We start from the raw sequence: 23,156 nt of genomic DNA, 5'->3' as shown, positions 1-23,156 counted from the left end.
CATTAATTACTCCCCCCTTCTGAGGGGGAGTAATTAGAAATTCATTTACAGGATGTTTCTAAGGAGAAATAACCAATAAAGTCAGCAGGTAAAAATGAAAAAGCTCATTTTGTTGTTATTAATAATAAGCCAGGGCGCTCTGGCAAACTGTTGGGATAAAGCGGCGCGTTATTATCATGTCGACCCTTATTTACTCTACGCGATAGCGAATGTGGAATCCGGTATGAATCCGTACGCGGTTGGGAAAAACCGCGATGGCACGCGGGATGTCGGGCTGATGCAAATCAACAGCTCGCATTTTACCGCGCTGGAAAGCAGAGGCATCGATGAGTATCGCTTAATGACCGAGCCGTGTACCTCCATCATGGTGGGTGCCTCCATTCTCTCCGGAATGATAAGAGTTTATGGCTATAACTGGGAAGCGGTAGGCGCTTATAACGCCGGGTTGAAGAAAGAGAATTATCCGCAGCGGATGAAATATGCCCATAAGGTCTGGGCTAAATATCAGCAATTAAAATTAGCAGCACGTGATTAACGTTTTTTATTTTTGAAGAATTCCTGAAGGTGTTCTTCGAAAAGTGAAAACAGCTGAATGTGGTTTATGTATTAACGGAATAATACCTAAGCCGGGATATTAACATTTAATTTGAAACGAACAGGAAAACTGAAATGAACAAAAGGACGTTACTGAGTGTACTTGTTGCTGGTGCTTGCGTTGCACCTTTTATGGCGCAGGCCGCCTCTTTGCAGGCGACCACCGGCGAGCCGTACACCATGAAAGCCAGCGATCTGGCGAAGAAAGAGCATGAGCTCACTAACTTCCCGCTGATGGCCTCCGTTAAAGAGACTATTCAGACCCTGGACAACGCGCAGGTCGAACTGATTGAGCCAGGCCGCGCGGCGAACCCGGACAACGTCAAACGCGTTGAAGGGATTGTGAAAGCCAGCGACTGGGAATATCTCTTCCCGCTGCGTGCACAGGCTTATACCTACAGCAACTTCCTGAAAGCCGTGGGTAAATTCCCGGCGCTGTGTAAGACCTACAACGACGGTCGTGACAGCGACGCTATCTGCCGCAAAGAGCTGGCGACCATGTTTGCCCACTTTGCCCAGGAAACCGGCGGCCACGAAAGCTGGCGTCCGGAAGCCGAATGGCGTCAGGCGCTGGTCCACGTGCGTGAAATGGGCTGGAGCGAAGGGCAGAAGGGCGGCTATAACGGCGAATGTAATCCGGACGTCTGGCAGGGACAGACCTGGCCTTGCGGTAAAGACAAAGACGGCGATTTCCTGAGCTATTTCGGACGCGGTGCGAAACAGTTGTCCTACAACTACAACTACGGTCCATTCTCTGAAGCGATGTACGGCGACGTGCGTACCCTGCTCGATAAACCTGAGCTGGTGGCGGACACCTGGCTGAACCTGGCCAGTGCTATCTTCTTCTTCGCCTATCCACAGCCGCCAAAACCAAGCATGTTGCAGGTGATCGACGGTACATGGCAGCCGAACGATCACGATAAAGCCAACGGCCTGGTCCCGGGCTTCGGTGTAACAACCCAGATCATCAACGGCGGCGTTGAGTGCGGCGGCCCGACTGAAATTGCGCAGTCTCAGAACCGTATCAAGTATTACAAAGAATTTGCGAACTACCTGAAAGTCCCTGTTCCGGCGAACGAAGTGTTGGGTTGCGCCAACATGAAGCAGTTTGACGAAGGTGGCGCAGGCGCCCTGAAGATTTACTGGGAACAGGACTGGGGATGGAGCGCGGATACCCCGGACGGCAAGACTTACTCTTGCCAGCTGGTGGGTTATCAGACACCGTTCAGCGCGTTCAAAGAGGGCGACTACAGCAAGTGCGTGCAGAAGTTCTATAACGTGAATATCGTGAATGACGACGGTTCCTCGGTGACGCCGGACGAAACCCCGGTCACGCCAACGCCAACACCTTCTGAAGATGTTACGCCGGCCCCAACGCCAGCGCCAGTTCCGGATGAAACTCCGGTTGAACCTGTCGCGGTGAACCACGCGCCGGTTGCGCAGATTGCGGGCCCAATCGGTGCCGTAGAAGCGGGCGCGCAGGTTTCTCTGAGCGCGGAAGGCTCTACCGACGCAGACGGCAACAAGCTGACCTACACCTGGCGTTCTCAGGATGGCCAGACCGTGACCGGCGAAGATAAAGCGGTGGTGACCTTTAAGGCGCCTGAGTCTACAACGGCGCAGCAGTATGAAGTGAGCCTGACCGTCAGCGATGGCGAGCTGAGCAGCACCACGTCTTACCTGCTGAACGTGAAAGCGAAAGCGACAACGCCATCCGGAGAAGATACGTCTTACCCGGCATGGAGCGCGAACAGCAAGTACAACGCCGGTGATATCGTGAATAACCACGGTAAATTGTTCCAGTGCAAACCGTTCCCGTACAGCGGCTGGTGTAACAGTGCGCCGACGTACTATGAGCCGGGTGCAGGCCTGGCTTGGGCTGAAGCCTGGACGGCTCTGTAAAAGCAAACGGCAACCCTCGGGTTGCCGTTTTAATGTTTGCACCCTCTACCTGAGGGAGAGAGCCGGGGTGAGGGCATCAGTCCGCACTCTCTGTTTTTTGCCGGGTGGCGCTGCGCTTACCCGGCCTACATGAGGCTGGAACGCTTACCGGTGTAACTTCCCGTGATCCCGCAACCACGCCGCCGTACGCACTATCCCTTCATCGAGCGAGATAATCGGTTTATACCCCAGCTCGTTCTCCGCCCGAGAAATATCCAGCGTAAAATCGAAGTTGAGCTTCGACACACCGTAATGCGTCAGCGCAGGCTCTTTCGCCGATTTACTGCCAAAGCGCTCCATGCTGCGGGCAATCATGTCCAGCATCGGGTAGGGAACGGAACGGATCCGGCAGTCGATTTTTAACTCATCAATCAGCCTTTGCACAATGCTGCGCAGGGTACAGGGTTCGCCGTTGGTGATGTTATAGGCGCGGCCCGACACCAGCTTATCGCACTCCGGCTGGCTCGCCAGCCACATGGCGTGAACGGCATTTTCGTAATAGGTCATGTCTACCAGCGCATCGCCGCCGCGCGGTAACAGCACGCTGCCGTAATGGTGCATCATCTGGGCCAGTCGCGGGATAAAGACTTTGTCGTGCGGCCCAAACAGGCTCTGTGGTCGCAGCACGGTAAAGCGGGTGTGCGGATTTGACTGGGCCAGCAGGTCGATCACCTCTTCGCCAGCCGCTTTACTGCGGGCAAATTCACAGGCAAAGCGCGCAGGGCGGAAATCTTCCTGAATATCACGATGATGGTGATAATCAAAATAGAGCGACGGGGAAGAGATATGAATAAAGTTACGCACGCCCCAGGCGACGGCCCATTCGCCCAGACGGCGCGTGGCGCGCACGTTGGCGAGATCGAAGGCTTCCTGGGTACCCCACGGGGAGGTAAAACTGGAGCAGTGCCACAGCGTATCGATACCGGCGAGCATCACCTTGGCCTGAGAGGAGACCAGCTCCGTCAGGTCGGCATGGACAAACTCAGCGCCCATTTTTTGCAAGAGCTTGCCCATCGCCTCGTTGCGACCGGTGGCCCTCACGCTGATGCCTTTGTTGCGCAGAAATTCGACCGCATTTCGGCCTAAGCCGCTGGTCGCCCCGGTAACCAGTACCTTCATAACAATCCACTGTGTTGAAAAGAATTTCGTGCGCATTCTTTCGTGAATTACGATGTGTTGCAATGGGAAAGGTGAAAGAAAAAGGGTTTTATTTAATTACTTTCCCGCTTTTCTTCTGCCAGTTGCGCAATCCGTTTCGCCATTCCGCGGAAGATAAACAGGTGTGCCGGGATCATCAGCAGCCAGTAGAACAGCCCGGGCATTCCGTGCGGGTGCCACCACGCCCGAACGTCCAGCTCGCGGTGATCGCCTTTGTCTTTAAGGGTGAAGCAGAGCCGCCCCAGCCCCGGTGCCTTCATGCCAAACAGCAGCGCCAGCTGTTTTTCCGGCTCAACGATGATCACCTTCCAGCTGTCGACCGTATCGCCCACGTTCAGATACGGGGCGGCAGGACGGCCTTTTGCCAGCCGGTGACCCACCAGCAGATCCAGCGCGCCGCGCGTTTGCCAGAGGATATTGCCGAAGAAATAGCGCTCTTTGCCGCCGATCTGGTTCACAACGTCCCACAGCGCTGAGAGGCTGGCAGTGGTTTTTACCGTACAGCCCGCCTGTTTTGGGTAATAGCCGTACTCGGGCCGCCAGCGGGCAAACGCCTGCGCGTCGTAGCCCCAGTCACTGGAGTTCACCAGCTTCTCTTCTTCTTTCAGCGTATTGCGTACGGCATCGTCGAAGGGGATCAATTCCTGAGGGATCAAGGCACGCAGTTCACGATCGTCCGCCAGCAGATCGTGTTTCAGTCCCTGTATAAGCGCTTTGGCAGTCGTCGGCGGCACGGAGGTGATCACATTCAAAAACCACACCGAAATCCAGCGGGTCGGGAAGGGGACGGGCACCAGCCAGCGGCGGCGGCCACTCACCCGCATAAAATGTTCGAACTGCGCCTGATAGCTCAACACTTCCGGGCCAGCCGCCTCCAGCACACGATGCGCCGCCGCCGGATGATCCAGCAATGCCACCAGATAGTGGAGTAAATTCTCCAGCGCAATGGGCGTGGTGCGCGAGCGTACCCAGCGCGGCGGTGTCAGCACAGGCAGGTTGTAGACCATATCGCGCATCACTTCGAACGCGGCGGAACCCGCGCCGACGATGATCCCTGCCCGCAGTTCGGTAACGGGGATACGGGCGCTTCGCAATGTCTCTGCCGTCAGTTGCCGGGCGCGCAGATGGTCTGACTGCTCGTTCTCAGGCGCCTGAAGCGAGCTTAGAAAGATCACCTGCTTTACCGGCGTTTGCAGCAGCGTATCACGTACGTTCATCGCCACCTGACGCTCGTGGGCGATAAAATCGCCGCCTTTGCCCATGCTGTGAACAAGGTAGTAAAGCGTATCGACCCCTTCCAGCAGCGCAGGAAGCGCTTTCGGCCAGTTAAGGTCAACGTTGTGACACGTCACGCCAGGCAAATGTAGCTTTTGCAGGCGTTCCGTGTTGCGTGCCACTGCCAGCACCTGGTGCCCCTGCTGGCTTAACGCAGTGGTCAGATGCTGACCGATATACCCGCTGGCACCGAGCACCAGAATACGTTGCGGCACGGTATGCTCCTTAACGCTGTAAAAACGCCTGCCAGTGTTTCACCACCTCGGTCAACTGCTCGCGGTTAACGTCAAGATGCATCACCAGTCGCACGACCGGGGAGGCGTTGATCAGCACGCCTCGGGCTTTCATAAATTCGCCCAGCGCGGCAGCATGCTCATTGCCGACGCGGACAAACAGCATGTTGGTGTCATGACGCATGACATCAGCGCCGATTTCACGCAGCTGCGCTGCCATCCACGCCGCATTGTCGTGATCGTCTTTCAGGCGTGACACGTTATTTTTCAGAGCGTACAGTCCGGCAGCCGCCAGAATACCCGCCTGACGCATCCCGCCGCCGGTCATTTTGCGCCAGCGGTTGGCGCGTCTGATGTAGTCTGCACTGCCAACCAGCAGGGAACCTACCGGCGTGCCCAGCCCTTTTGAGAGGCAAATGGTGAACGAGTCGCAATATTGGGTGATCTCTTTCAGCTCGCAGCCGTACTCCACCACGGCGTTGAAGATACGTGCGCCGTCAACGTGCAGGCCGAGCTTGCGCTCGCGGGTAAAATCCCATGCCGCTTTCAGGTATTCGCGCGGCAGGACTTTACCGTTATGGGTGTTTTCGAGGCTCAGCAGTTTAGTGCGGGCGAAGTGAATATCATCGGCTTTGATTTTTGCCGCGACTTTGTCCAGCGGCAGCGTACCATCCGGCGCGGCATCGATCGGCTGCGGCTGAATGCTGCCAAGCACCGCCGCGCCGCCGGCTTCGTACAGGTAGTTATGCGCCCCCTGGCCGACGATATACTCTTCGCCGCGCTCGCAGTGGCTCAGCAGCGCCACCAGGTTAGCCTGCGTGCCGGTGGGCAGGAACAGGGCAGCCTCTTTACCGCTCAGCTCGGCCGCATAGCGCTGGAGTTCGTTGACCGTCGGGTCATCGCCGTAGACGTCGTCCCCGACCGGGGCGGCCATCATCTCTTCGAGCATGGCGCGGCCCGGACGGGTAACGGTATCACTACGTAAATCAATCATTTCACATCCCTTTCATTTAAGAGGTCTTGTGAAATGTTTTACCTGAGCCAGTTGGTTTTTGCCAGTTCGATCACTTCGTCACCGCGCCCGCTGATGATGGCGCGCAGCATGTAGAGGCTAAAACCTTTAGCCTGTTCCAGCTTGATTTGAGGCGGGATTGCCAGCTCTTCTTTGGCGACCACCACATCCACCAGCACCGGGCCGTCGATGGAGAAGGCACGTTGCAGGGCTTCGTCCACCTCTGAGGCTTTCTCCACCCGAATACCGGTGATACCGCAGGCTTCGGCGATGCGGGCGAAGTTGGTGTCGTGCAGCTCGGTGCCGTCCGTGAGGTAGCCTCCGGCCTTCATCTCCATCGCCACAAAGCCCAGCACGCTGTTGTTAAAGACCACGATTTTCAGCGGAAGCTTCATCTGCGCCACCGACAGGAAATCCCCCATCAGCATACTGAACCCGCCGTCGCCGCACATCGCCACCACCTGACGTTCCGGTGCCGTCGCTTTTGCGCCCAGCGCCTGCGGCATGGCGTTGGCCATTGAGCCATGGTTGAACGAGCCAAGCAGGCGTCGTTTGCCGTTCATTTTCAGATAGCGCGCGGCCCAGACGGTGGGCGTACCCACGTCGCAGGTGAAGATGGCATCGTCGTCGGCGAAGTGGCTGATCTGCTGCGCCAGATACTGCGGGTGGATCGCTTTTTCGCTCGGTTTGGCGAGATCGTCCAGCCCCTTACGCGCATCGCGATAGTCGCTCAGGGCTTTATCGAGGAATTTGCGGTCCGTTTTTTCTTCCAGCAGCGGCAGGAGGGCGGCGAGGGTGGATTTAATATCGCCGATAAGCGCCATATCCACCTTGCTGTGCGCGCCGATGCTACCGGGATTAATGTCGATCTGGATAATTTTCGCATCCGTCGGGTAGAACGCGCGGTACGGGAACTGGGTGCCGAGCAGGATCAGCGTATCGGCGTTCATCATGGTATGGAAGCCGCTGGAAAAACCGATCAGCCCGGTCATGCCCACATCGTACGGGTTATCGTATTCAACGTGCTCTTTCCCGCGCAGGGCGTGCACAACTGGCGCCTTCAGCTTAGCGGCAAATTCCACCAGCTCTTTATGCGCGCCAGCACAGCCGCTGCCGCACATCAGGGCGATATTGCTGGAGTATCGCAGCAGTTGCGCCAGCTTTTTAAGCTCTTCATCCGCAGGGGTAATGGTTGGCTGTGGCGCAGAGTACCAGTGGGTGGTGGCGGTTTCAGGTGCGGCCTTCAGCGCCACGTCCCCCGGCAGCACAACCACCGAAACCCCGCGATTCAGGATCGCCTTACGCATGGCTATCGCCAGCACCTGTGGGATCTGCTCCGGCGACGAGACCAGCTCGCAGTAGTGGCTGCATTCACGGAACAGCTCCTGAGGATGCGTCTCCTGAAAATAGCCGCTGCCGATTTCGGATGACGGAATATGTGCGGCAATCGCCAGCACCGGAACATGGTTGCGGTGACAGTCGAAAAGACCGTTGATAAGGTGCAGGTTTCCCGGTCCGCAGGAACCTGCACAGACGGCGAGTTCGCCCGTGAGCTGCGCTTCGGCACCCGCGGCAAAGGCGGCGACCTCTTCATGGCGGGTGGGCATCCATTCAATGGTCTTCATCTTGTTGAGGCTGTCGCTGAGTCCGTTCAGCGAATCGCCGGTGACGCCCCAGATACGCTTTACGCCAGCCTGTTCCAGGGTTTTCGCTATGTATGCAGCCACGGTTTGTTTCATGGTGGTCCTTCTCCTTTATGTGATATCGCTTACAAGCTTAGAAGAAAGTCACTGTATTGGCTGCCTGGTATTCCATACGCACAGGCAGTAGGCACAACGTAAGCCGGGTAAACGCAGTGTCACCCGGCAAAAAGCCCGGTGGCGCTAACGCTTACCGGGCCTACGAAGAGCCAACATGTACAAAGTAGGCCGGGTAAACGCAGTGCCACCCGGCAACAAATGGGGGCACTGCGCCAGATTATGCCAGCACCAGGTCTCCCTGCGGATGGCATGAACACGCCAACACGTAACCCTCTGCAATTTCCGCATCGGTCAGCGTCATGGTGCTGGTGACGGTGTATTCACCGGAAACCACCTTCGTCTTACAGCAGCCGCACACACCCGCGCGACAGGCTGCCGCTACCGGCACGTTATTGCTTTCGAGCGCTTCAAGCAGCGTGGTGCCCACGCGACCAAAGAAGGTCTGCGCCGGTTGCAGCTTCGTGAACTTCATCCCGCTGGTCGCCGCTGCCGCTACAGGCGTGAAGAACTGCTCTTTAAAGAAGCGGGTCACGCCGAGCGCTTTCACTTCTTTCTCCACGATCTCCATGTACGGCGCCGGGCCGCAGGTCATCACGGTACGATCCGCAATGTCCGGCACGCTTTGCAACATTTCGTGGCTCAGACGCCCCGCGACAAAACCGTGCGTCGCGTTGTGCTCAGCCACCAGGGTCACCGGATAATTTCGCCATTCCTCGGCAAAAATCACATCTTCCGGGGAACGCACGCTAAAGATCACCTGCACGTCGGCCTGAGGACGGTATTTCGCCAGCCAGCGGCGCATCGACATAATCGGCGTTACGCCACAGCCTGCCGCCAGAAGCAGGAATTTGTCTTCCTTCTTGTCGTCACAGGTGAACTCGCCCTGCGCGTCAGACAGCCAGATGTAATCCCCGCGCTTCACGTCACGGGTCAGCCACCGGGAGCCTGCGCCGTCATCAATACGACGGACGGTGAGCGTTATGTATTCGCTCACGCCCGGCGTGGAGGAGATCGTGTAGGCGCGCAGGGTATCCGCCGAATTACGCACACTCACTAGCGCATACTGACCTGCGCGGTACGGGTAGTAGTCATGGCACAGCAGCGACAGTGTCCACACATCCGGCGTCTCCTGTTGGATGTGATGAACCTGCATCCGCCACGGACATTGTGAGGTTGGCATGGTCATGAGTTACTCCTTACGCGCTCAGCAGTTGCTTCATATCATCTTCAACGTTGGTCACGGAACGCAGACCAAATTTCTCGTTCAGGATGGCCAGCAGGTCCGGCGTCAGGAAGCCTGGCGCGGTCGGCCCGGTGACGATGTTGGTCACGCCGAGAGAGAGCAGGGTCAACAGAATAACGATCGCTTTCTGCTCGAACCAGGAGAGCACCAGCGACAGCGGCAGATCGTTCACGCCGCAGCCCAGTTTCTCTGCCAGCGTGACCGCCAGAATGATGGCTGAATACGCATCGTTACACTGACCAGCATCCACCAGGCGTGGCAGACCTTCGATGTTGCCGAAGTCCAGCTTGTTGAAACGGTATTTACCGCAGGCCAGGGTCAGGATCAGACAGTCTTCCGGAACGCGGGTGGCGAAATCGGTGAAATAGTTACGTTCCCCGCGCGCGCCGTCACAGCCGCCGATCAGGAAGATGTGACGCAGTTTTTCACGGCTGACGAGGTCAATCAGGGAATCCGCCGCACCCAGCAGGGTTTCACGGCCAAAACCGACGGTGATGAGGTGCGGAATTTCGCTGTACGGGAAGCCTGCCATCTGCTGCGCCTGTGCGATAACCGGACCGAAATCATCGCCTTCAAGGTGGCTCACGCCCGGCCAGCCGACGATGCTGCGGGTCCAGATACGGTCGTCATACGCGCCCACGGTAGGGTCGATGATGCAGTTAGAGGTCATGACGATTGGGCCAGGGAAGCGGGCGAACTCCACCTGCTGGTTCTGCCAGCCGCTGCCGTAGTTACCGATCAGATGCTTAAATTTACGCAGTTCCGGGTAGCCGTGCGCGGGGAGCATTTCGCCGTGGGTATAAACGTTAACGCCGGTGCCTTCGGTCTGCTTCAGCAGGTTGTAGAGATCTTTCAGGTCATGGCCGGAGATCAGGATGCATTTACCTTCGGTCGCTTTGACGTTGACCTGCGTCGGCGTTGGGTGGCCGTAGGTGCTGGTTTCACCGGCATCCAGAATGCTCATCACTTTGAAGTTCATCTGGCCGATTTCCATCGAGCATTCCAGCAGGGCGTTCATGTCGGAAGGCCAGGTGCCCAGCCATGCCATGATTTTGTGGTACTGGGCATAAATGTCGTTGTCGTACTGGCCGAGTACGTGCGCGTGCTCCATATACGCCGCAGCACCTTTCAGACCGTACAGGCACAGCAGGCGCAGGCCGAGGATGTTCTCGCCAATCGCCGCTTTGTCTTTATTGGGAGTAAATTCGGCGGCCTGACGCTGTAGCTCGCCCAGGTCGTCGCTCACCAGCTGTAGTTCCGCCATCGGGTTGTCCACGCGGGCGCTGGCGTCGGCATTCAGGCATTGCGCTTTCAGGGCTTCACGCAGGGCAATCGCTTCGCGGGCATAGCCCACAATGCGTGGAGAATCGAAGTTAACGTTAGTCAGCGTGGAGAAAAATGCGCGCGGCGCAAAGCTGTCGACATAGTGATCGACAAGGCTATATTCACGGGCCTTGAAGGCCCAGGCGGATAAGCCTTGCAGCGCCGCAATCAGCAGGTCCTGGAGATCGGATGTTTCTGCGGTTTTGCCGCACATACCCTGCGCGTAAGAGCAGCCGTTGCCTGCCGGGGTACGGATGGTTTGTTCACATTGCACACAAAACATAATCACACCTGTTAAAGTTATATTTGAGATACATGTTTAAGGTTATGCCTGTGCCACAACGGAGAAAAGTGCTTTCTTATACTAAGTGGAGGGTTATTGATTTAGCGCAATTTTGGCGGCAGGTTCACTACCGCCAAAGCAGTATCAGGCTGAGAAGAACGCCATCAGAATGGGGACCAGCAGGCTCAGAATAAAGCCGTGTACAATAGCGGCAGGAACCATCTCCAGACCTCCCGAGCGCTGTAACACCGGCAGGGTAAAGTCCATTGAGGTGGCCCCGCACAGGCCCAGCGCGGTAGAGCGGCTGCGGCGTACCAGGCCGGGGATCAGCATGATGGCTATCAGCTCGCGCGCCAGATCGTTAAAGAAGGCGGCGCTGCCGATCACCGGACCAAACGATTCGGTCAGCAGAATACCGGAGAGCGAATACCAGCCAAAACCGGATGCCATCGCCAGGCTGGTTTTCAGCGGAAGATCGAGAATAAAGGCGTTAATCACTCCCCCCGCCATTGAGCTGGCCACAACGATAACGGCAACCATCATGCCCCGGCGGTTAAGGACAATTTGTTTCAGCGTCATGCCATTATTTCGCAACTGAATACCGATCAGGAAGAGCAGGAAAATCAGCGTATATTCGCTGGCTTCCGTAGCGTGCTGTAAAAAAGCCCATCCGGTTAGCCCCAGTAAAAAACCGAGCACCACCACGCCGCACAGCTTTAATGATTCCAGCGCCATCGCAATTCGGGAGGGAAGCTTTTCCTGATGGTGGTGATTTTTCCAGGGAATAGTGCGTTCCAGCCAGAACAGCGCGGCAATATTGCACAGCAGAATAACCACTACCGTAACCGCAGAATAATGCAGGATGGAAAGCAAGTTCGTCGCCAGATTATCCAGGAAGGCCAGGCTGATCCCCATAAAGAACAGAATGACGTAAACAATCCAGCTGAGAAAACGATTAATAAGCTTTAAGGCCGATTCATGACGCAGCGGAATAAGGTAGCCCACAATCAGGGGCAGAAGAATGATGAGGAGTCCTGAGAACATGAACAGCCGGTCCTTTTGAGTATCATTTAAGCGCCAGAGACACTACCCAATAAAGGCTGTGAGGTAAAGCTACAAAAAAAGCCGGGTGGCGGCTACGCCTTACCCGGCCTACAAAGTGCACACTCACGTAGGTCGGGTAAGCTTTAGCGCCACCCGACATTACAGGCCGCACTTAATTAATCGCGTTTTTCCAGCAGGGTGCGATACAGCACGCCGCCCAGAATACCGCCAATAATTGGCATCACCCAGAACAGCCACAGCTGTTCAAGCGCCCAGCCGCCCTGGAAAATAGCCACCGCGGTGCTGCGTGCCGGGTTAACGGAGGTATTGGTCACCGGGATGGAGATCAGGTGGATAAGCGTCAGCGCCAGACCAATAGCAATGGGGGCAAAGCCCGCAGGCGCGTATTTGTCCGTTGCGCCGTGGATCACCAACAGGAAACCTGCGGTGAGCACAATTTCAATCACGATAGCAGACAGCATTGAGTAGCCGCCTGGAGAGTGTTCGCCGAAGCCGTTTGACGCAAATCCGCTGGCCGCGGCGTCAAACCCGGCTTTCCCGCTGGCAATGACGTACAACACCGCCGCGGCAATAATACCGCCAATAACCTGGGCAATAATATAGCCAATAATATCTTTCGCCGGGAAACGTCCGCCCGCCCATAAACCTAACGTGACGGCCGGGTTGAAATGACCGCCGGAAATATGCCCCACGGCGAATGCCATGGTTAATACGGTTAAACCGAATGCCAGCGCGACGCCGACAAATCCAATACCTAATTCCGGAAATGCGGCTGCCAGTACTGCGCTACCGCAGCCACCAAACACCAGCCAGAATGTACCAAAGCATTCTGCCGCTAATTTTCTGAACATAACCACCTCAATAATAAACGTCCGCGCCCATTCCTGCGCGCGGGTTATATCGCCATAAAGGGATGACGACTCAAAGAGCCAGTATTTTGAAACCATCAACATCCCTTCGCCACTCAAATAAATTCACTAAATTTGATTTAAGGCAATGTGATGTCAATCCTTGTTCAGAACGGAGGTAATTAGAGCATAGCCCAATAATTAAGGGGGCGTATATTCTGCTGTCGTGACCTACAGCCTGCCGCTATACTGCTGATAACTTGAAGGAAAAAGTGGCCGAAATGCGGGGGATGTATGCTACTCGAACGTGTGGAGATTGTCGGGTTTCGCGGGATTAACCGCCTGTCGCTGCAACTGGAACAGAACAACGTCCTGATAGGCGAAAACGCCTGGGGTAAATCCAGCCTGCTGGATGCCCTGACGCTGCTGCTTTCGCCCGAAGAGAACTTGTACCACTTCGTCCATGATGACTTCTGGTTTCCGCCGGGGGATGTCAACGGGCGCGAGAAACACCTGCATATCATTCTGACCTTCCGCGAATCCGAGCCCGGTCGCCATCGCGTGCGTCGTTTTCGCCCTATGTCGCCCTGCTGGGTGCCCTGTGAAGATGGGTTCCAGCGTATTTTCTATCGCCTTGAGGGCGAAATGGCGCAAAACGACGGGGTATTAACCCTGCGTGAATTTCTTGATGAGAAGGGGAATCCGATCCCGCTCGATAATATTGACGAGCTTGCCCGCCATCTTATCCGCCTCTCCCCCGTGTTGCGCTTACGAGACGCGCGCTTTATGCGGCGGATCCGTAACGGCACCGTACCGAATATGCCCGAGGTGGAGGTGACCGCCCGCGAACTGGATTTCCTCGCCCGTGAACTGGTCTCACGGCCGCAGAACCTCACCGACGGCCAGATCCGTCAGGGACTGTCTGCCATGGTCCAACTGCTGGAGCACTACTTCTCCGAGCAGGGAACGGGGCAGGCGCGCCACCGCCTGATGCGCCGCCGCTCGCACGACGAGCAACGAAGCTGGCGCTATCTCGATATTATCAACCGCATGATCGACCGCCCCAGCGGGCGCACGCATCGGGTGATCCTGCTGGGATTATTCTCCACGCTGTTACAGGCGAAAGGGACGGTGCGCCTGGATCGGGACGCGCGCCCGCTGCTGCTGGTAGAAGATCCGGAAACGCGGCTGCACCCGATTATGCTTTCCGTGGCGTGGCATCTTCTTAATCTGCTGCCGTTGCAGCGTGTCACCACCACGAATTCCGGCGAGCTGCTCTCCCTGACGCCGGTGGAGTATGTCTGCCGCCTGGTGCGTGAATCCTCGCGGGTCACCGCCTACCGGCTCGGGCCCGGCGGGTTAAATGCCGAAGATGGCCGACGCATTGCGTTTCATATCCGTTTTAACCGTGCCTCTTCCCTGTTTGCCCGCTGCTGGTTGCTGGTGGAAGGTGAAACTGAAACCTGGGTGATAAACGAGCTGGCTCGCCAGTGCGGACACCACTTTGATGCCGAAGGCATCAAAGTGATCGAATTTGCTCAGTCTGGCTTAAAGCCGCTGATCAAATTTGCGCGCCGGATGGGGATAGAGTGGCACGTGCTGGTGGATGGCGATGAGGCGGGTAAAAAATATGCGGCGACCGTGCGTAGCCTGCTCAATAACGATCGTGAAGAGGAGCGGGAACATCTGACCACGCTGCCCGCGATGGACATGGAGCACTTTATGTACCGCCAGGGATTTGACGACGTCTTTCACCGCGTGGCGATGATCCCGGTGGATGTGCCCATGAATATGCGTCGGGTGATTGCCAAAGCTATCCATCGGTCGTCAAAACCGGATTTGGCCATTGAAGTCGCGACGGAAGCGGGCAGGCGGGGCGTGGAGTCGGTGCCCACGCTGCTGCGTAAAATGTTCTCCCGCGTCCTCTGGCTGGCACGCGGGAGAGCCGATTAACGGGCAGTCGCCTGCGATACCTGTTGGAGCAGGCTATCAAGCAGGATATAGCGGCGGCGGTACTCGGACCGTTTTTTACTCGCAATCTCTTCCATCGGTTTGCGTGGCATGGTCAGTGGCAGGGCAAAGTTGCCGTTCTCCTGCTGCTGTCCGCCAAGGGAGCGCCAGAAGCTGTCATAGTCAGCCAGCATTTTTCCCTCTTTTTTCTTGCGATAGCGCCAGCTGCGGTAGATGTGGGTGGCGTTACTCACCGCGAGGATCTGCTCGACGGGGAAGGCGCCTGCCAGCGTCATGACCGCTTCAACCAGCAGACGTTTTGGGAACAGTCCGTGACAGGCTTTGGTCGCCAGCTGAATGTGCTCGTGCGGGACATGCGCTTTCGCCCCCTGCATTCCGCCGATGAAGAGCGTTGACTTGCCCTGGTATTTGCACAGCGTAAAGGTCAGCTCGGCCAGCACCGTGTTCTGGTGGTCGCAAAAAGTGAGGGTCGCTTCCCCTTCTTTGTCCAGAAACGCATCCGCGCTCAGGCGAACGCTAAACTGCTGCTCCTCTTTGCCCGTTAACGTCACCAGCGTGATGCCCTGGCTGGAAAGGTAGCCGTTCAGCAGTGACGCCGGAAGATGGAGGCTCATCATCTGATAGTGATTGTCCAATGCGTCCAGCGTATTCTGACGGCCCATATTGACGGTCAGCCACGGTCGGTGCAGGCGGCACGGCAGGCCGGGCTGCACGCGCAGGATCTGCATCAGACGGGGCTGTTTTGCAAGGTTTCCGAGCAGGCGCGCAGTGGTGAACGGCGTTGCAAGCGAGCGCAACATAAACTTACGTCGATAGGCCGGATTTTGCCACGCCAGCCCCGGCGTGAGGGAACCCGATGCCAGGCTTTTAAACAGTTGCCAGCCCGATTTAGGCTGGGACAGCGTTGAATAAGGTGTATCGACGATGGAAGACATGTTAGATCCTGCTTCTGGTGGAATTTCGCTATTTCAGCAGGCGCTTTATCAACATCGGGTAAACAATTCCCGACGATTACGGGGATCGGGGGTTTCGTTGAGGAGTGGTTTAGATAAAATCAACGGTGATGATAGCCAGAACAATTATTTGGAATATTTATGAACCTGAAGGGAAAACGCAGAAAGCTGTTTCTGCTGCTGGCGGTAGTGGTGTTAGCAGGCGGATTCTGGTTATGGAAGGTACTGAACGCGCCGGTACCACAGTATCAAACGCTGATTGTTCGTCCGGGCGAGCTGCAACAAAACGTGCTGGCGACGGGGAAGCTGGATGCCCTGCGTAAGGTTGACGTGGGCGCGCAGGTCAGCGGTCAGCTTAAAACCCTGTCGGTTGAGATTGGCGATAAGGTTAAAAAAGGCCAGTTGCTTGGCGTGATCGATCCTGAGCAGGCGCAAAACCAGATCCGCGAAGTGGAAGCGACGCTGATGGAGTTGCGCGCGCAGCGCGCTCAGGCTCAGGCGGAGCGTAATCTCGCTCAGGTCACCCTGTCGCGCCAGCAGGCGCTGGCGAAAACGCAGGCCATCTCGAAACAGGATCTGGACACAGCCGCCACGGAGCTGGCGGTGAAGCAGGCGCAGATTGGCACCATCGATGCGCAAATCAAGCGGAATCAGGCCTCGCTGGATACGGCGAAAACCAACCTCGATTACACGCAAATCGTTGCGCCAATGGCCGGGGAAGTGACGCAGATAACCACCCTGCAAGGCCAGACGGTCATCGCCGCGCAGCAGGCGCCGAACATCCTGACCCTGGCGGATATGAGCACCATGCTGGTGAAAGCCCAGGTATCTGAAGCGGACGTCATTCACCTTAAGCCGGGGCAGAAAGCCTGGTTTACGGTGCTGGGCGATCCGCAAACCCGCTATGAAGGGGTGCTGAAAGATATCCTGCCGACGCCGGAGAAGGTCAACGACGCCATCTTCTACTATGCGCGTTTTGAGGTGCCAAACCCGCAGGGCGTGCTGCGTCTGGACATGACCGCTCAGGTGCATATCCAGCTGACCGGCGTGAAAAACGTGCTGACGGTTCCGCTCTCCGCGCTGGGCGAATCCGCCGGGGATAATCGCTACAAAGTTAAGGTGCTGCGCAACGGTGAAACCCGCGAGCGGGAAGTGGTGATTGGCGCACGTAACGACACCGACGTGGTGGTGGTAAAAGGGCTGGAAGAGGGTGAGGAAGTGGTCACCAGCGAAAGCCTGCCTGGAGCCGCGCAATGACGGCGCTGCTTGAGCTGAATGACATTCGTCGCAGCTATCCGTCCGGCGACGGGCCGGTGGAGGTGCTGAAAGGCATCTCCCTGCGCGTTGAAGCCGGTGAAATGGTGGCGATTGTCGGGGCATCGGGCTCGGGTAAATCAACGCTGATGAACATTCTCGGCTGTCTGGATAAGCCTACCAGCGGCACCTATCGCGTGGCCGGGACGGATGTTTCCACCCTGGACGGCGACGCGCTGGCGAAGCTGCGTCGCGAGCATTTTGGCTTTATCTTCCAGCGTTACCATCTGCTTTCACACCTGAGCGCGGCGCAGAATGTGGAAGTGCCAGCGGTGTATGCGGGCGTCGAGCGCAAAAAACGCCTCGAACGCGCGAAGGCGCTGTTAACGCGTCTTGGGCTGGCGGAGCGTGTTGATTATCAGCCTTCGCAGCTTTCCGGCGGTCAGCAGCAACGCGTGAGTATTGCCCGCGCGCTGATGAACGGTGGGCAGGTGATCCTCGCCGATGAGCCAACCGGTGCGCTCGACAGCCATTCCGGTGAAGAGGTGATGGCGATCCTGCATCAGCTTCGCGATCAGGGGCATACGGTGATTATCGTCACCCACGATCCGCAGGTGGCAGCGCAGGCGGAACGCATTATCGAGATCCACGACGGCGAGCTGGTCAGCAACCCGCCGCCACGTCAGTCCAGAGCGGCGGCGACGAAAGAGGCGCTGCCGGCCGCAACTGGCTGGGGCCAGTTTTCCAGCGGTTTCCGCGAGGCGCTGACCATGGCCTGGCTGGCGATGGCGGCCAACAAAATGCGCACTCTGCTGACCATGCTTGGCATCATTATTGGTATTGCCTCAGTGGTGTCGATTGTGGTGGTGGGCGATGCGGCGAAACAGCTGGTGCTGGCAGATATTCGCGCCATCGGGACTAACACCATCGACGTTTATCCCGGCAAAGATTTTGGCGACGACGAGCCGCAGTATCAGCAGGCGCTGAAGTATGACGATCTGGCGGCTATTCAGAAGCAGCCGTGGGTGAACTCCGCCACGCCTGCCGTCTCGCAAAACCTGCGTCTGCGCTATGGCAACATCGACGTGGCGGCCAGCGCTAACGGCGTCAGCGGAGATTACTTCAACGTCTACGGCATGACCTTCAGCGAAGGGGCGACCTTCAACGCTGAACAGCTGGCGGGCAGGGCGCAGGTGGTGGTGTTAGACGCTAACTCCCGCAGGCAGCTGTTCCCGAATAAGACCAATGTGGTGGGGGAAGTGATCCTCGTAGGCAACATGCCAGCGACGGTGATCGGCGTGGCGGAAGAGAAGCAGTCGATGTTCGGCAGCAGTAAAATCCTGCGCGTCTGGCTGCCGTACACCACCATTTCCGGGCGCATCATGGGGCAGTCATGGCTTAACTCTATTACCGTTCGAGTGAAGGAGGGCTACGACAGCGGGCTGGCGGAACAGCAGCTGGAGCGGCTGTTAACCCTGCGCCACGGGAAAAAGGATTTCTTCACCTGGAATATGGATGGCCTCTTGAAAACGGCGGAAAAGACCACACGTACTCTTCAGCTGTTCCTGACGCTGGTGGCGGTGATTTCGCTGGTCGTCGGCGGGATAGGGGTGATGAACATTATGCTGGTGTCGGTGACCGAACGTACGCGGGAGATCGGCATCCGCATGGCGGTCGGAGCCAGAGCCAGCGACGTGCTGCAGCAATTTTTGATTGAAGCGGTGCTGGTGTGTCTGGTGGGCGGTGCGATGGGGATTGCGCTCTCGATGATGATCGCCTTTGCGCTCCAGCTCTTCTTACCGGGCTGGGAGATTGGCTTCTCGCCGATGGCGATCCTGACGGCGTTTTTATGTTCCACCTTCACCGGTATTCTGTTCGGCTGGCTACCGGCGCGAAACGCGGCGCGGCTGGATCCGGTGGATGCGCTGGCGCGCGAATAACCCGAAAATAAAAATGCCAGCCGATCGGGCTGGCATTTTGCCTGCAGGGTGTACACAATGAATCAGAGAGCTATGCAACCGCTTCTGCTTCAACGGGGACGATCAGACTGGCATGATTGCCTTTTGGCCCCTGGTGTACATCGAACCGGACGGACTGCCCGGCTTTGAGCGTCCTGTAACCATCCATCTGAATGGTGGAATAGTGAGCGAAGATATCCTCGCCGCCGCCTTCGGGGCAAATGAAGCCAAACCCCTTGGCGTTGTTGAACCACTTAACAGTACCCATTTCCATGCTTCGACATCCTTCGTAAATCTTATAAATTAAGATGGAATGAACCGGTGGTGGAGTGGGGGCTGTTCAAAACCTCGCCAACTCACGCTTGTACAATTTAGAGAAACGGAAGAAGCCGTCAAGCGTTTGGCGCTGGAGTTGGGACAATAATCAACCAAAATTTGAGGCAGTTAACGCTATTGCAACAGTTTGTGACAGACATCGCGGATGACAGTAATAGATGATTGTTATCTAACATCTGAGGTAGATTCAAAGTGGTTATGCATAATGGGTAAGACCAACGATTGGCTGGATTTTGACCAGCTGGCGGAAGATAAAGTGCGCGACGCGCTAAAACCGCCATCTATGTATAAAGTTATGTTAATGAACGATGATTACACGCCGATGGAATTTGTTATTGACGTGCTACAAAAGTTCTTTTCTTATGATGTTGAACGTGCAACGCAACTGATGCTTACCGTTCATTATCGTGGCAAAGCGATCTGCGGCATCTTTACTGCCGAAGTAGCGGAAACCAAAGTAGCGATGGTGAACGACTATGCAAGGGAGAACGAGCATCCGTTGCTGTGTACGCTGGAAAAGGCCTGATAAGGCATAAAATTGGGGGAGGTGCCTATGCTCAATCAAGAACTGGAACTCAGTTTAAACATGGCTTTCGCCAGAGCGCGTGAGCACCGACATGAGTTTATGACCGTCGAGCATTTGCTGCTCGCACTGCTTAGCAACCCATCTGCCCGCGAAGCGCTGGAAGCCTGCTCCGTGGATCTGGTGGCGCTACGTCAGGAACTCGAAGCCTTCATCGAACAAACCACACCGGTGCTGCCAGCCAGTGAAGAAGAGCGCGACACACAGCCGACGCTCAGCTTCCAGCGCGTGCTGCAGCGCGCGGTTTTCCACGTCCAGTCTTCCGGACGTAGCGAAGTGACGGGCGCCAATGTGCTGGTCGCCATCTTCAGTGAGCAGGAGTCCCAGGCGGCCTACCTGCTGCGTAAACACGAAGTCAGCCGGCTCGACGTGGTCAACTTCATCTCTCACGGAACGCGAAAAGACGAGCCTAACCAGGCATCGGATCCCAGCGGACAGATCAACAGCAATGAAGAGCAAGCAGGCGGGGAGGATCGTATGGAAAACTTCACCACCAACCTTAACCAGCTTGCTCGCGTTGGCGGTATCGACCCGCTGATTGGCCGCGACAAAGAGCTGGAGCGTGCCATCCAGGTGCTGTGCCGTCGCCGTAAGAATAACCCGCTGCTGGTGGGGGAATCTGGCGTGGGTAAAACCGCGATTGCCGAAGGTCTGGCCTGGCGCATTGTGCAGGGCGACGTGCCGGAAGTGATTGCCGACTGCACCATCTACTCGCTGGATATCGGCTCGCTGCTGGCGGGCACCAAATACCGCGGTGATTTTGAAAAACGTTTCAAAGCGCTGTTAAAACAGCTGGAGCAGGACACCAACAGCATCCTGTTTATCGATGAGATCCACACCATCATCGGCGCAGGCGCGGCTTCCGGTGGTCAGGTAGATGCCGCCAACCTGATCAAACCGCTGCTCTCCAGCGGCAAGATCCGCGTGATGGGCTCTACGACGTACCAGGAGTTCAGCAACATCTTTGAGAAGGATCGTGCGCTGGCGCGTCGTTTCCAGAAAATCGACGTTACCGAGCCGTCGGTTGACGAAACGGTGCAGATCATCAACGGTCTGAAAACCAAGTACGAAGCGCACCACGACGTGCGTTACACCGCGAAAGCGGTGCGTGCGGCGGTGGAGCTGGCGGTGAAATACATTAACGATCGTCATCTGCCGGATAAAGCGATCGACGTGATTGATGAAGCGGGTGCGCGTGCGCGCCTGATGCCAGCGAGCAAGCGTAAGAAAACCGTGAACGTAGCGGATATCGAGTCCGTGGTGGCCCGTATCGCACGTATCCCTGAGAAGAGCGTCTCTCAGAGCGACCGTGATACGCTGCGCACCCTCGGCAATCGCCTGAAAATGCTGGTCTTTGGTCAGGATAAAGCTATTGATGCCTTAACCGAAGCGATCAAGATGGCCCGTGCTGGCCTGGGGCATGACCACAAGCCTGTCGGTTCCTTCCTGTTCGCCGGCCCGACCGGTGTGGGTAAAACCGAGGTAACGGTGCAGCTCTCCAAAGCGCTGGGCATTGAGCTGTTGCGCTTTGATATGTCCGAGTATATGGAGCGTCACACCGTCAGCCGTTTGATTGGTGCGCCTCCGGGCTACGTGGGCTTTGACCAGGGCGGCCTGCTCACCGACGCGGTGATCAAGCATCCGCACGCGGTCCTGCTGCTCGATGAAATCGAGAAAGCGCACCCGGACGTGTTCAACATCCTGTTGCAGGTGATGGACAACGGGACGCTGACCGATAACAACGGGCGCAAGGCCGATTTCCGCAACGTGGTGCTGGTGATGACCACCAACGCCGGGGTGCGTGAAACCGAGCGCAAATCCATCGGCCTGATCCATCAGGATAACAGCACCGATGCGATGGAGGAGATCAAGAAGATCTTCACGCCGGAGTTCCGTAACCGTCTGGACAACATTATCTGGTTCGATCACCTGTCTACCGAGGTGATCCATCAGGTGGTGGATAAGTTCATCGTCGAGCTGCAGGTTCAGCTGGATCAGAAAGGCGTGTCGCTGGAAGTGAGCCAGGAGGCCCGCAACTGGCTGGCCGAGAAAGGCTACGACCGTGCGATGGGTGCCCGTCCGATGGCGCGCGTGATTCAGGACAACCTGAAGAAACCGCTGGCGAATGAACTGCTGTTTGGATCGCTGGTTGACGGCGGCCAGGTGACCGTGGCGCTGGATCAGGCGAAGAACGAGCTGACGTATGATTTCCAGAGCGCGGCGAAGCACAAACCGGAAGCGGCTCACTGAGTTGAAAGGTAAAAGCAAAACGGCAACTTCGGTTGCCGTTTTTTTTGTTTGCTCCCTCTCCCAGTGGGAGAGGGCTGGGGTGAGGGCATCAGGCCGCAGAGGAATTTTGCGAGGCGCTTTCCAGTTTCTTTCGAAGTCAGTTGCTGGATAAATCTACAGTAATAAAATGGCGTCGCACCTGCAAAATCGGGTGCCGGGATTGGCGTCCTGAAAGTGTGTGCACAGACAATCTTGCGTGCATAAAGGATTACATATGACTAATATTAATAGCTTCGCCCAGCTCTACACCGAACTCTCCCTCAACCCCGATCTCCCAACCCTGGCCGAGCGCTGCAAGCTGCTCACCGAAATCCTTCTCGACTGCAAATCTCTCCCACAAACGCAGCCCGTTTGCCGCTGTCTCGGAGCTTATCTGGAAGAGGTAAAATCCGGCCTCACAGAATCCATGCGTGATTTTCAGGTGGTGGAATTAGAGGACGAAGCGGAACAGCCGCGACAAAAAGAGTGGTTGCTGGAAGATACAGAAACGAAATGTGACTACTGCCGGGCGTTAAACCACGTGCTGCTGGTTTCGCATTTTGACCGCGATATGTTGCCGCACCTGACGGGACTGTTGCATGACATTACCCACGCGATAGCTGAAGATTTAATCGTACCCATGAACCCGTGCATGACAATACATCTGCCGACACAGCCACACTAAGGCCATAAATAAAAAAGGCCGGGATTGTCCCGACCTTTTAAATATTCATCTGCCATTACAGGCGAAAACAATTAGCGACTACGGAAGACAATGCGGCCTTTGCTCAGGTCGTACGGGGTCAGTTCAACAGTCACTTTGTCGCCCGTCAAAATGCGGATATAGTTTTTGCGCATTTTACCGGAGATGTGCGCAGTTACCACGTGACCGTTTTCCAGTTCTACGCGAAACATGGTATTAGGCAACGTATCAAGTACGGTACCCTGCATTTCAATATTGTCTTCTTTGGCCATCTAATCCTCTGGGGTATCACTACCAAGTTTTGAACCGGCAAGATAATGCCGAAATTCATCAATTAAGTAAAGAATTGCGCGTTTAAAACGCAGCAAAACAATTTCAGCGTATTGCCCAAGCGT

General features: G+C 56.5%; 19 protein-coding genes. 8 read left to right on the top strand and 11 right to left on the bottom strand.

The genetic code is table 11. The features are described from left to right. The first annotated feature begins 94 nt into the window (after window positions 1-94). Window positions 95-535: a type III secretion system invasion protein IagB gene (iagB, locus tag L350_RS13645; protein ID WP_023299704.1), complete on the top strand. Its 441-nt coding sequence runs from the start codon at window positions 95-97 to the stop codon at window positions 533-535. A 134-nt stretch (window positions 536-669) separates the two neighbouring features. Next, window positions 670-2,496 carry a chitinase gene (locus tag L350_RS13650; RefSeq protein ID WP_032624555.1) on the top strand — a complete coding sequence of 609 codons (1,827 nt, stop codon included), beginning with the start codon at window positions 670-672 and terminating at the stop codon, window positions 2,494-2,496. A gap of 144 nt (window positions 2,497-2,640) precedes the next feature. Here L350_RS13650 and L350_RS13655 read toward each other — a convergent pair whose 3' ends face one another. From L350_RS13655 to aqpZ, 8 genes are all read right to left on the bottom strand, one after another. Continuing rightward, window positions 2,641-3,654 (bottom strand): NAD-dependent epimerase/dehydratase family protein, encoded by a 1,014-nt coding sequence (locus L350_RS13655; protein ID WP_022647600.1) that lies wholly within the window; start codon window positions 3,652-3,654, stop codon window positions 2,641-2,643. A gap of 92 nt (window positions 3,655-3,746) precedes the next feature. Next, window positions 3,747-5,183: an SDR family oxidoreductase gene (locus L350_RS13660; RefSeq protein WP_032624553.1), complete on the bottom strand. Its 1,437-nt coding sequence runs from the start codon at window positions 5,181-5,183 to the stop codon at window positions 3,747-3,749. Between the two features lie 10 nt (window positions 5,184-5,193). Beyond that, window positions 5,194-6,195: a low-specificity L-threonine aldolase gene (ltaE, locus tag L350_RS13665; protein WP_032624552.1), complete on the bottom strand. Its 1,002-nt coding sequence runs from the start codon at window positions 6,193-6,195 to the stop codon at window positions 5,194-5,196. A 38-nt stretch (window positions 6,196-6,233) separates the two neighbouring features. Continuing rightward, on the bottom strand, window positions 6,234-7,952 hold the full coding sequence (gene poxB / locus L350_RS13670; RefSeq protein WP_022647603.1) for a ubiquinone-dependent pyruvate dehydrogenase: 1,719 nt from the start codon (window positions 7,950-7,952) through the stop codon (window positions 6,234-6,236). A gap of 238 nt (window positions 7,953-8,190) precedes the next feature. Then, a complete protein-coding gene (gene hcr, locus L350_RS13675; protein WP_032624550.1) occupies window positions 8,191-9,159 on the bottom strand; it encodes an NADH oxidoreductase in 969 nt (322 codons plus the stop codon). Window positions 9,160-9,169: 10 nt separating this feature from the next. Beyond that, a complete protein-coding gene (hcp, locus tag L350_RS13680) occupies window positions 9,170-10,822 on the bottom strand; it encodes a hydroxylamine reductase (RefSeq protein ID WP_032624549.1) in 1,653 nt (550 codons plus the stop codon). 144 nt (window positions 10,823-10,966) lie between these two features. Further along, a complete protein-coding gene (locus L350_RS13685; RefSeq protein ID WP_022647606.1) occupies window positions 10,967-11,866 on the bottom strand; it encodes a LysO family transporter in 900 nt (299 codons plus the stop codon). A 176-nt stretch (window positions 11,867-12,042) separates the two neighbouring features. After that, the gene (gene aqpZ, locus L350_RS13690) at window positions 12,043-12,738 is read right to left on the bottom strand and encodes an aquaporin Z (RefSeq protein ID WP_026080729.1); all 696 of its coding nucleotides are present in this window, start codon (window positions 12,736-12,738) and stop codon (window positions 12,043-12,045) included. A 291-nt stretch (window positions 12,739-13,029) separates the two neighbouring features. Here aqpZ and L350_RS13695 point away from each other — a divergent pair, with 291 nt between their 5' ends. Further along, entirely contained in the window at window positions 13,030-14,688 is a 1,659-nt protein-coding gene (locus L350_RS13695; protein ID WP_023299709.1) for an ATP-dependent endonuclease, read from the top strand. Here L350_RS13695 and L350_RS13700 read toward each other — a convergent pair. Then, entirely contained in the window at window positions 14,685-15,641 is a 957-nt protein-coding gene (locus L350_RS13700; RefSeq protein WP_032624548.1) for a VirK/YbjX family protein, read from the bottom strand. The two genes, L350_RS13695 and L350_RS13700, sit on opposite strands and share 4 nt — an antisense overlap. Window positions 15,642-15,800: 159 nt before the next feature. Here L350_RS13700 and macA point away from each other — a divergent pair, with 159 nt between their 5' ends. Next, a complete protein-coding gene (macA, locus tag L350_RS13705) occupies window positions 15,801-16,916 on the top strand; it encodes a macrolide transporter subunit MacA (RefSeq protein WP_022647609.1) in 1,116 nt (371 codons plus the stop codon). After that, window positions 16,913-18,853, top strand: a complete 1,941-nt coding sequence (gene macB / locus L350_RS13710) for a macrolide ABC transporter ATP-binding protein/permease MacB (protein ID WP_032624546.1) — start codon at window positions 16,913-16,915, stop codon at window positions 18,851-18,853. The genes macA and macB overlap by 4 nt, the downstream gene beginning before the upstream one ends. Window positions 18,854-18,923: 70 nt before the next feature. Here the strand turns inward: macB and cspD are convergent, their stop codons facing one another. After that, window positions 18,924-19,145 (bottom strand): cold shock-like protein CspD, encoded by a 222-nt coding sequence (gene cspD, locus L350_RS13715; protein WP_006174390.1) that lies wholly within the window; start codon window positions 19,143-19,145, stop codon window positions 18,924-18,926. Window positions 19,146-19,412: 267 nt separating this feature from the next. Here cspD and clpS point away from each other — a divergent pair, with 267 nt between their 5' ends. The 3 genes from clpS to L350_RS13730 all read left to right on the top strand — a co-directional run bounded on the left by clpS (window position 19,413) and on the right by L350_RS13730 (window position 22,743). Then, window positions 19,413-19,733, top strand: a complete 321-nt coding sequence (clpS, locus tag L350_RS13720) for an ATP-dependent Clp protease adapter ClpS (protein WP_006174393.1) — start codon at window positions 19,413-19,415, stop codon at window positions 19,731-19,733. Window positions 19,734-19,760: 27 nt separating this feature from the next. Next, window positions 19,761-22,040, top strand: coding sequence for an ATP-dependent Clp protease ATP-binding subunit ClpA (gene clpA, locus L350_RS13725; RefSeq protein WP_032624545.1), 2,280 nt, complete (start codon window positions 19,761-19,763; stop codon window positions 22,038-22,040). Window positions 22,041-22,293: 253 nt separating this feature from the next. Further along, window positions 22,294-22,743 carry a hypothetical protein gene (locus L350_RS13730; protein WP_032624543.1) on the top strand — a complete coding sequence of 150 codons (450 nt, stop codon included), beginning with the start codon at window positions 22,294-22,296 and terminating at the stop codon, window positions 22,741-22,743. 71 nt (window positions 22,744-22,814) lie between these two features. Here the strand turns inward: L350_RS13730 and infA are convergent, their stop codons facing one another. Then, the gene (infA, locus tag L350_RS13735; protein WP_002211347.1) at window positions 22,815-23,033 is read right to left on the bottom strand and encodes a translation initiation factor IF-1; all 219 of its coding nucleotides are present in this window, start codon (window positions 23,031-23,033) and stop codon (window positions 22,815-22,817) included. Between the last annotated feature and the right edge of the window lie 123 nt (window positions 23,034-23,156).

The sequence above is a fragment of the Enterobacter sp. MGH 4 genome (assembly GCF_000534735.1).
GTDB classification, from domain to species: Bacteria; Pseudomonadota; Gammaproteobacteria; order Enterobacterales; family Enterobacteriaceae; genus Enterobacter; species Enterobacter intestinihominis.
The sequence above is the reverse complement of the archived record's forward strand: the minus strand, read 5'-3'. Positions and strand labels throughout refer to the sequence as shown.

Coding starts and splice junctions, on each gene's coding strand:
- iagB (WP_023299704.1), top strand. CDS start 95: ATGAAAAAGCTCATTTTGTTGTTATTAATAATAAGCCAGGGCGCTCTG.
- L350_RS13650 (WP_032624555.1), top strand. CDS start 670: ATGAACAAAAGGACGTTACTGAGTGTACTTGTTGCTGGTGCTTGCGTT.
- L350_RS13655 (WP_022647600.1), bottom strand. CDS start 3,654: ATGAAGGTACTGGTTACCGGGGCGACCAGCGGCTTAGGCCGAAATGCG.
- ltaE (WP_032624552.1), bottom strand. CDS start 6,195: ATGATTGATTTACGTAGTGATACCGTTACCCGTCCGGGCCGCGCCATG.
- poxB (WP_022647603.1), bottom strand. CDS start 7,952: ATGAAACAAACCGTGGCTGCATACATAGCGAAAACCCTGGAACAGGCT.
- hcr (WP_032624550.1), bottom strand. CDS start 9,159: ATGACCATGCCAACCTCACAATGTCCGTGGCGGATGCAGGTTCATCAC.
- hcp (WP_032624549.1), bottom strand. CDS start 10,822: ATGTTTTGTGTGCAATGTGAACAAACCATCCGTACCCCGGCAGGCAAC.
- L350_RS13685 (WP_022647606.1), bottom strand. CDS start 11,866: ATGTTCTCAGGACTCCTCATCATTCTTCTGCCCCTGATTGTGGGCTAC.
- aqpZ (WP_026080729.1), bottom strand. CDS start 12,738: ATGTTCAGAAAATTAGCGGCAGAATGCTTTGGTACATTCTGGCTGGTG.
- L350_RS13695 (WP_023299709.1), top strand. CDS start 13,030: ATGCTACTCGAACGTGTGGAGATTGTCGGGTTTCGCGGGATTAACCGC.
- L350_RS13700 (WP_032624548.1), bottom strand. CDS start 15,641: ATGTCTTCCATCGTCGATACACCTTATTCAACGCTGTCCCAGCCTAAA.
- macA (WP_022647609.1), top strand. CDS start 15,801: ATGAACCTGAAGGGAAAACGCAGAAAGCTGTTTCTGCTGCTGGCGGTA.
- macB (WP_032624546.1), top strand. CDS start 16,913: ATGACGGCGCTGCTTGAGCTGAATGACATTCGTCGCAGCTATCCGTCC.
- cspD (WP_006174390.1), bottom strand. CDS start 19,145: ATGGAAATGGGTACTGTTAAGTGGTTCAACAACGCCAAGGGGTTTGGC.
- clpS (WP_006174393.1), top strand. CDS start 19,413: ATGGGTAAGACCAACGATTGGCTGGATTTTGACCAGCTGGCGGAAGAT.
- clpA (WP_032624545.1), top strand. CDS start 19,761: ATGCTCAATCAAGAACTGGAACTCAGTTTAAACATGGCTTTCGCCAGA.
- L350_RS13730 (WP_032624543.1), top strand. CDS start 22,294: ATGACTAATATTAATAGCTTCGCCCAGCTCTACACCGAACTCTCCCTC.
- infA (WP_002211347.1), bottom strand. CDS start 23,033: ATGGCCAAAGAAGACAATATTGAAATGCAGGGTACCGTACTTGATACG.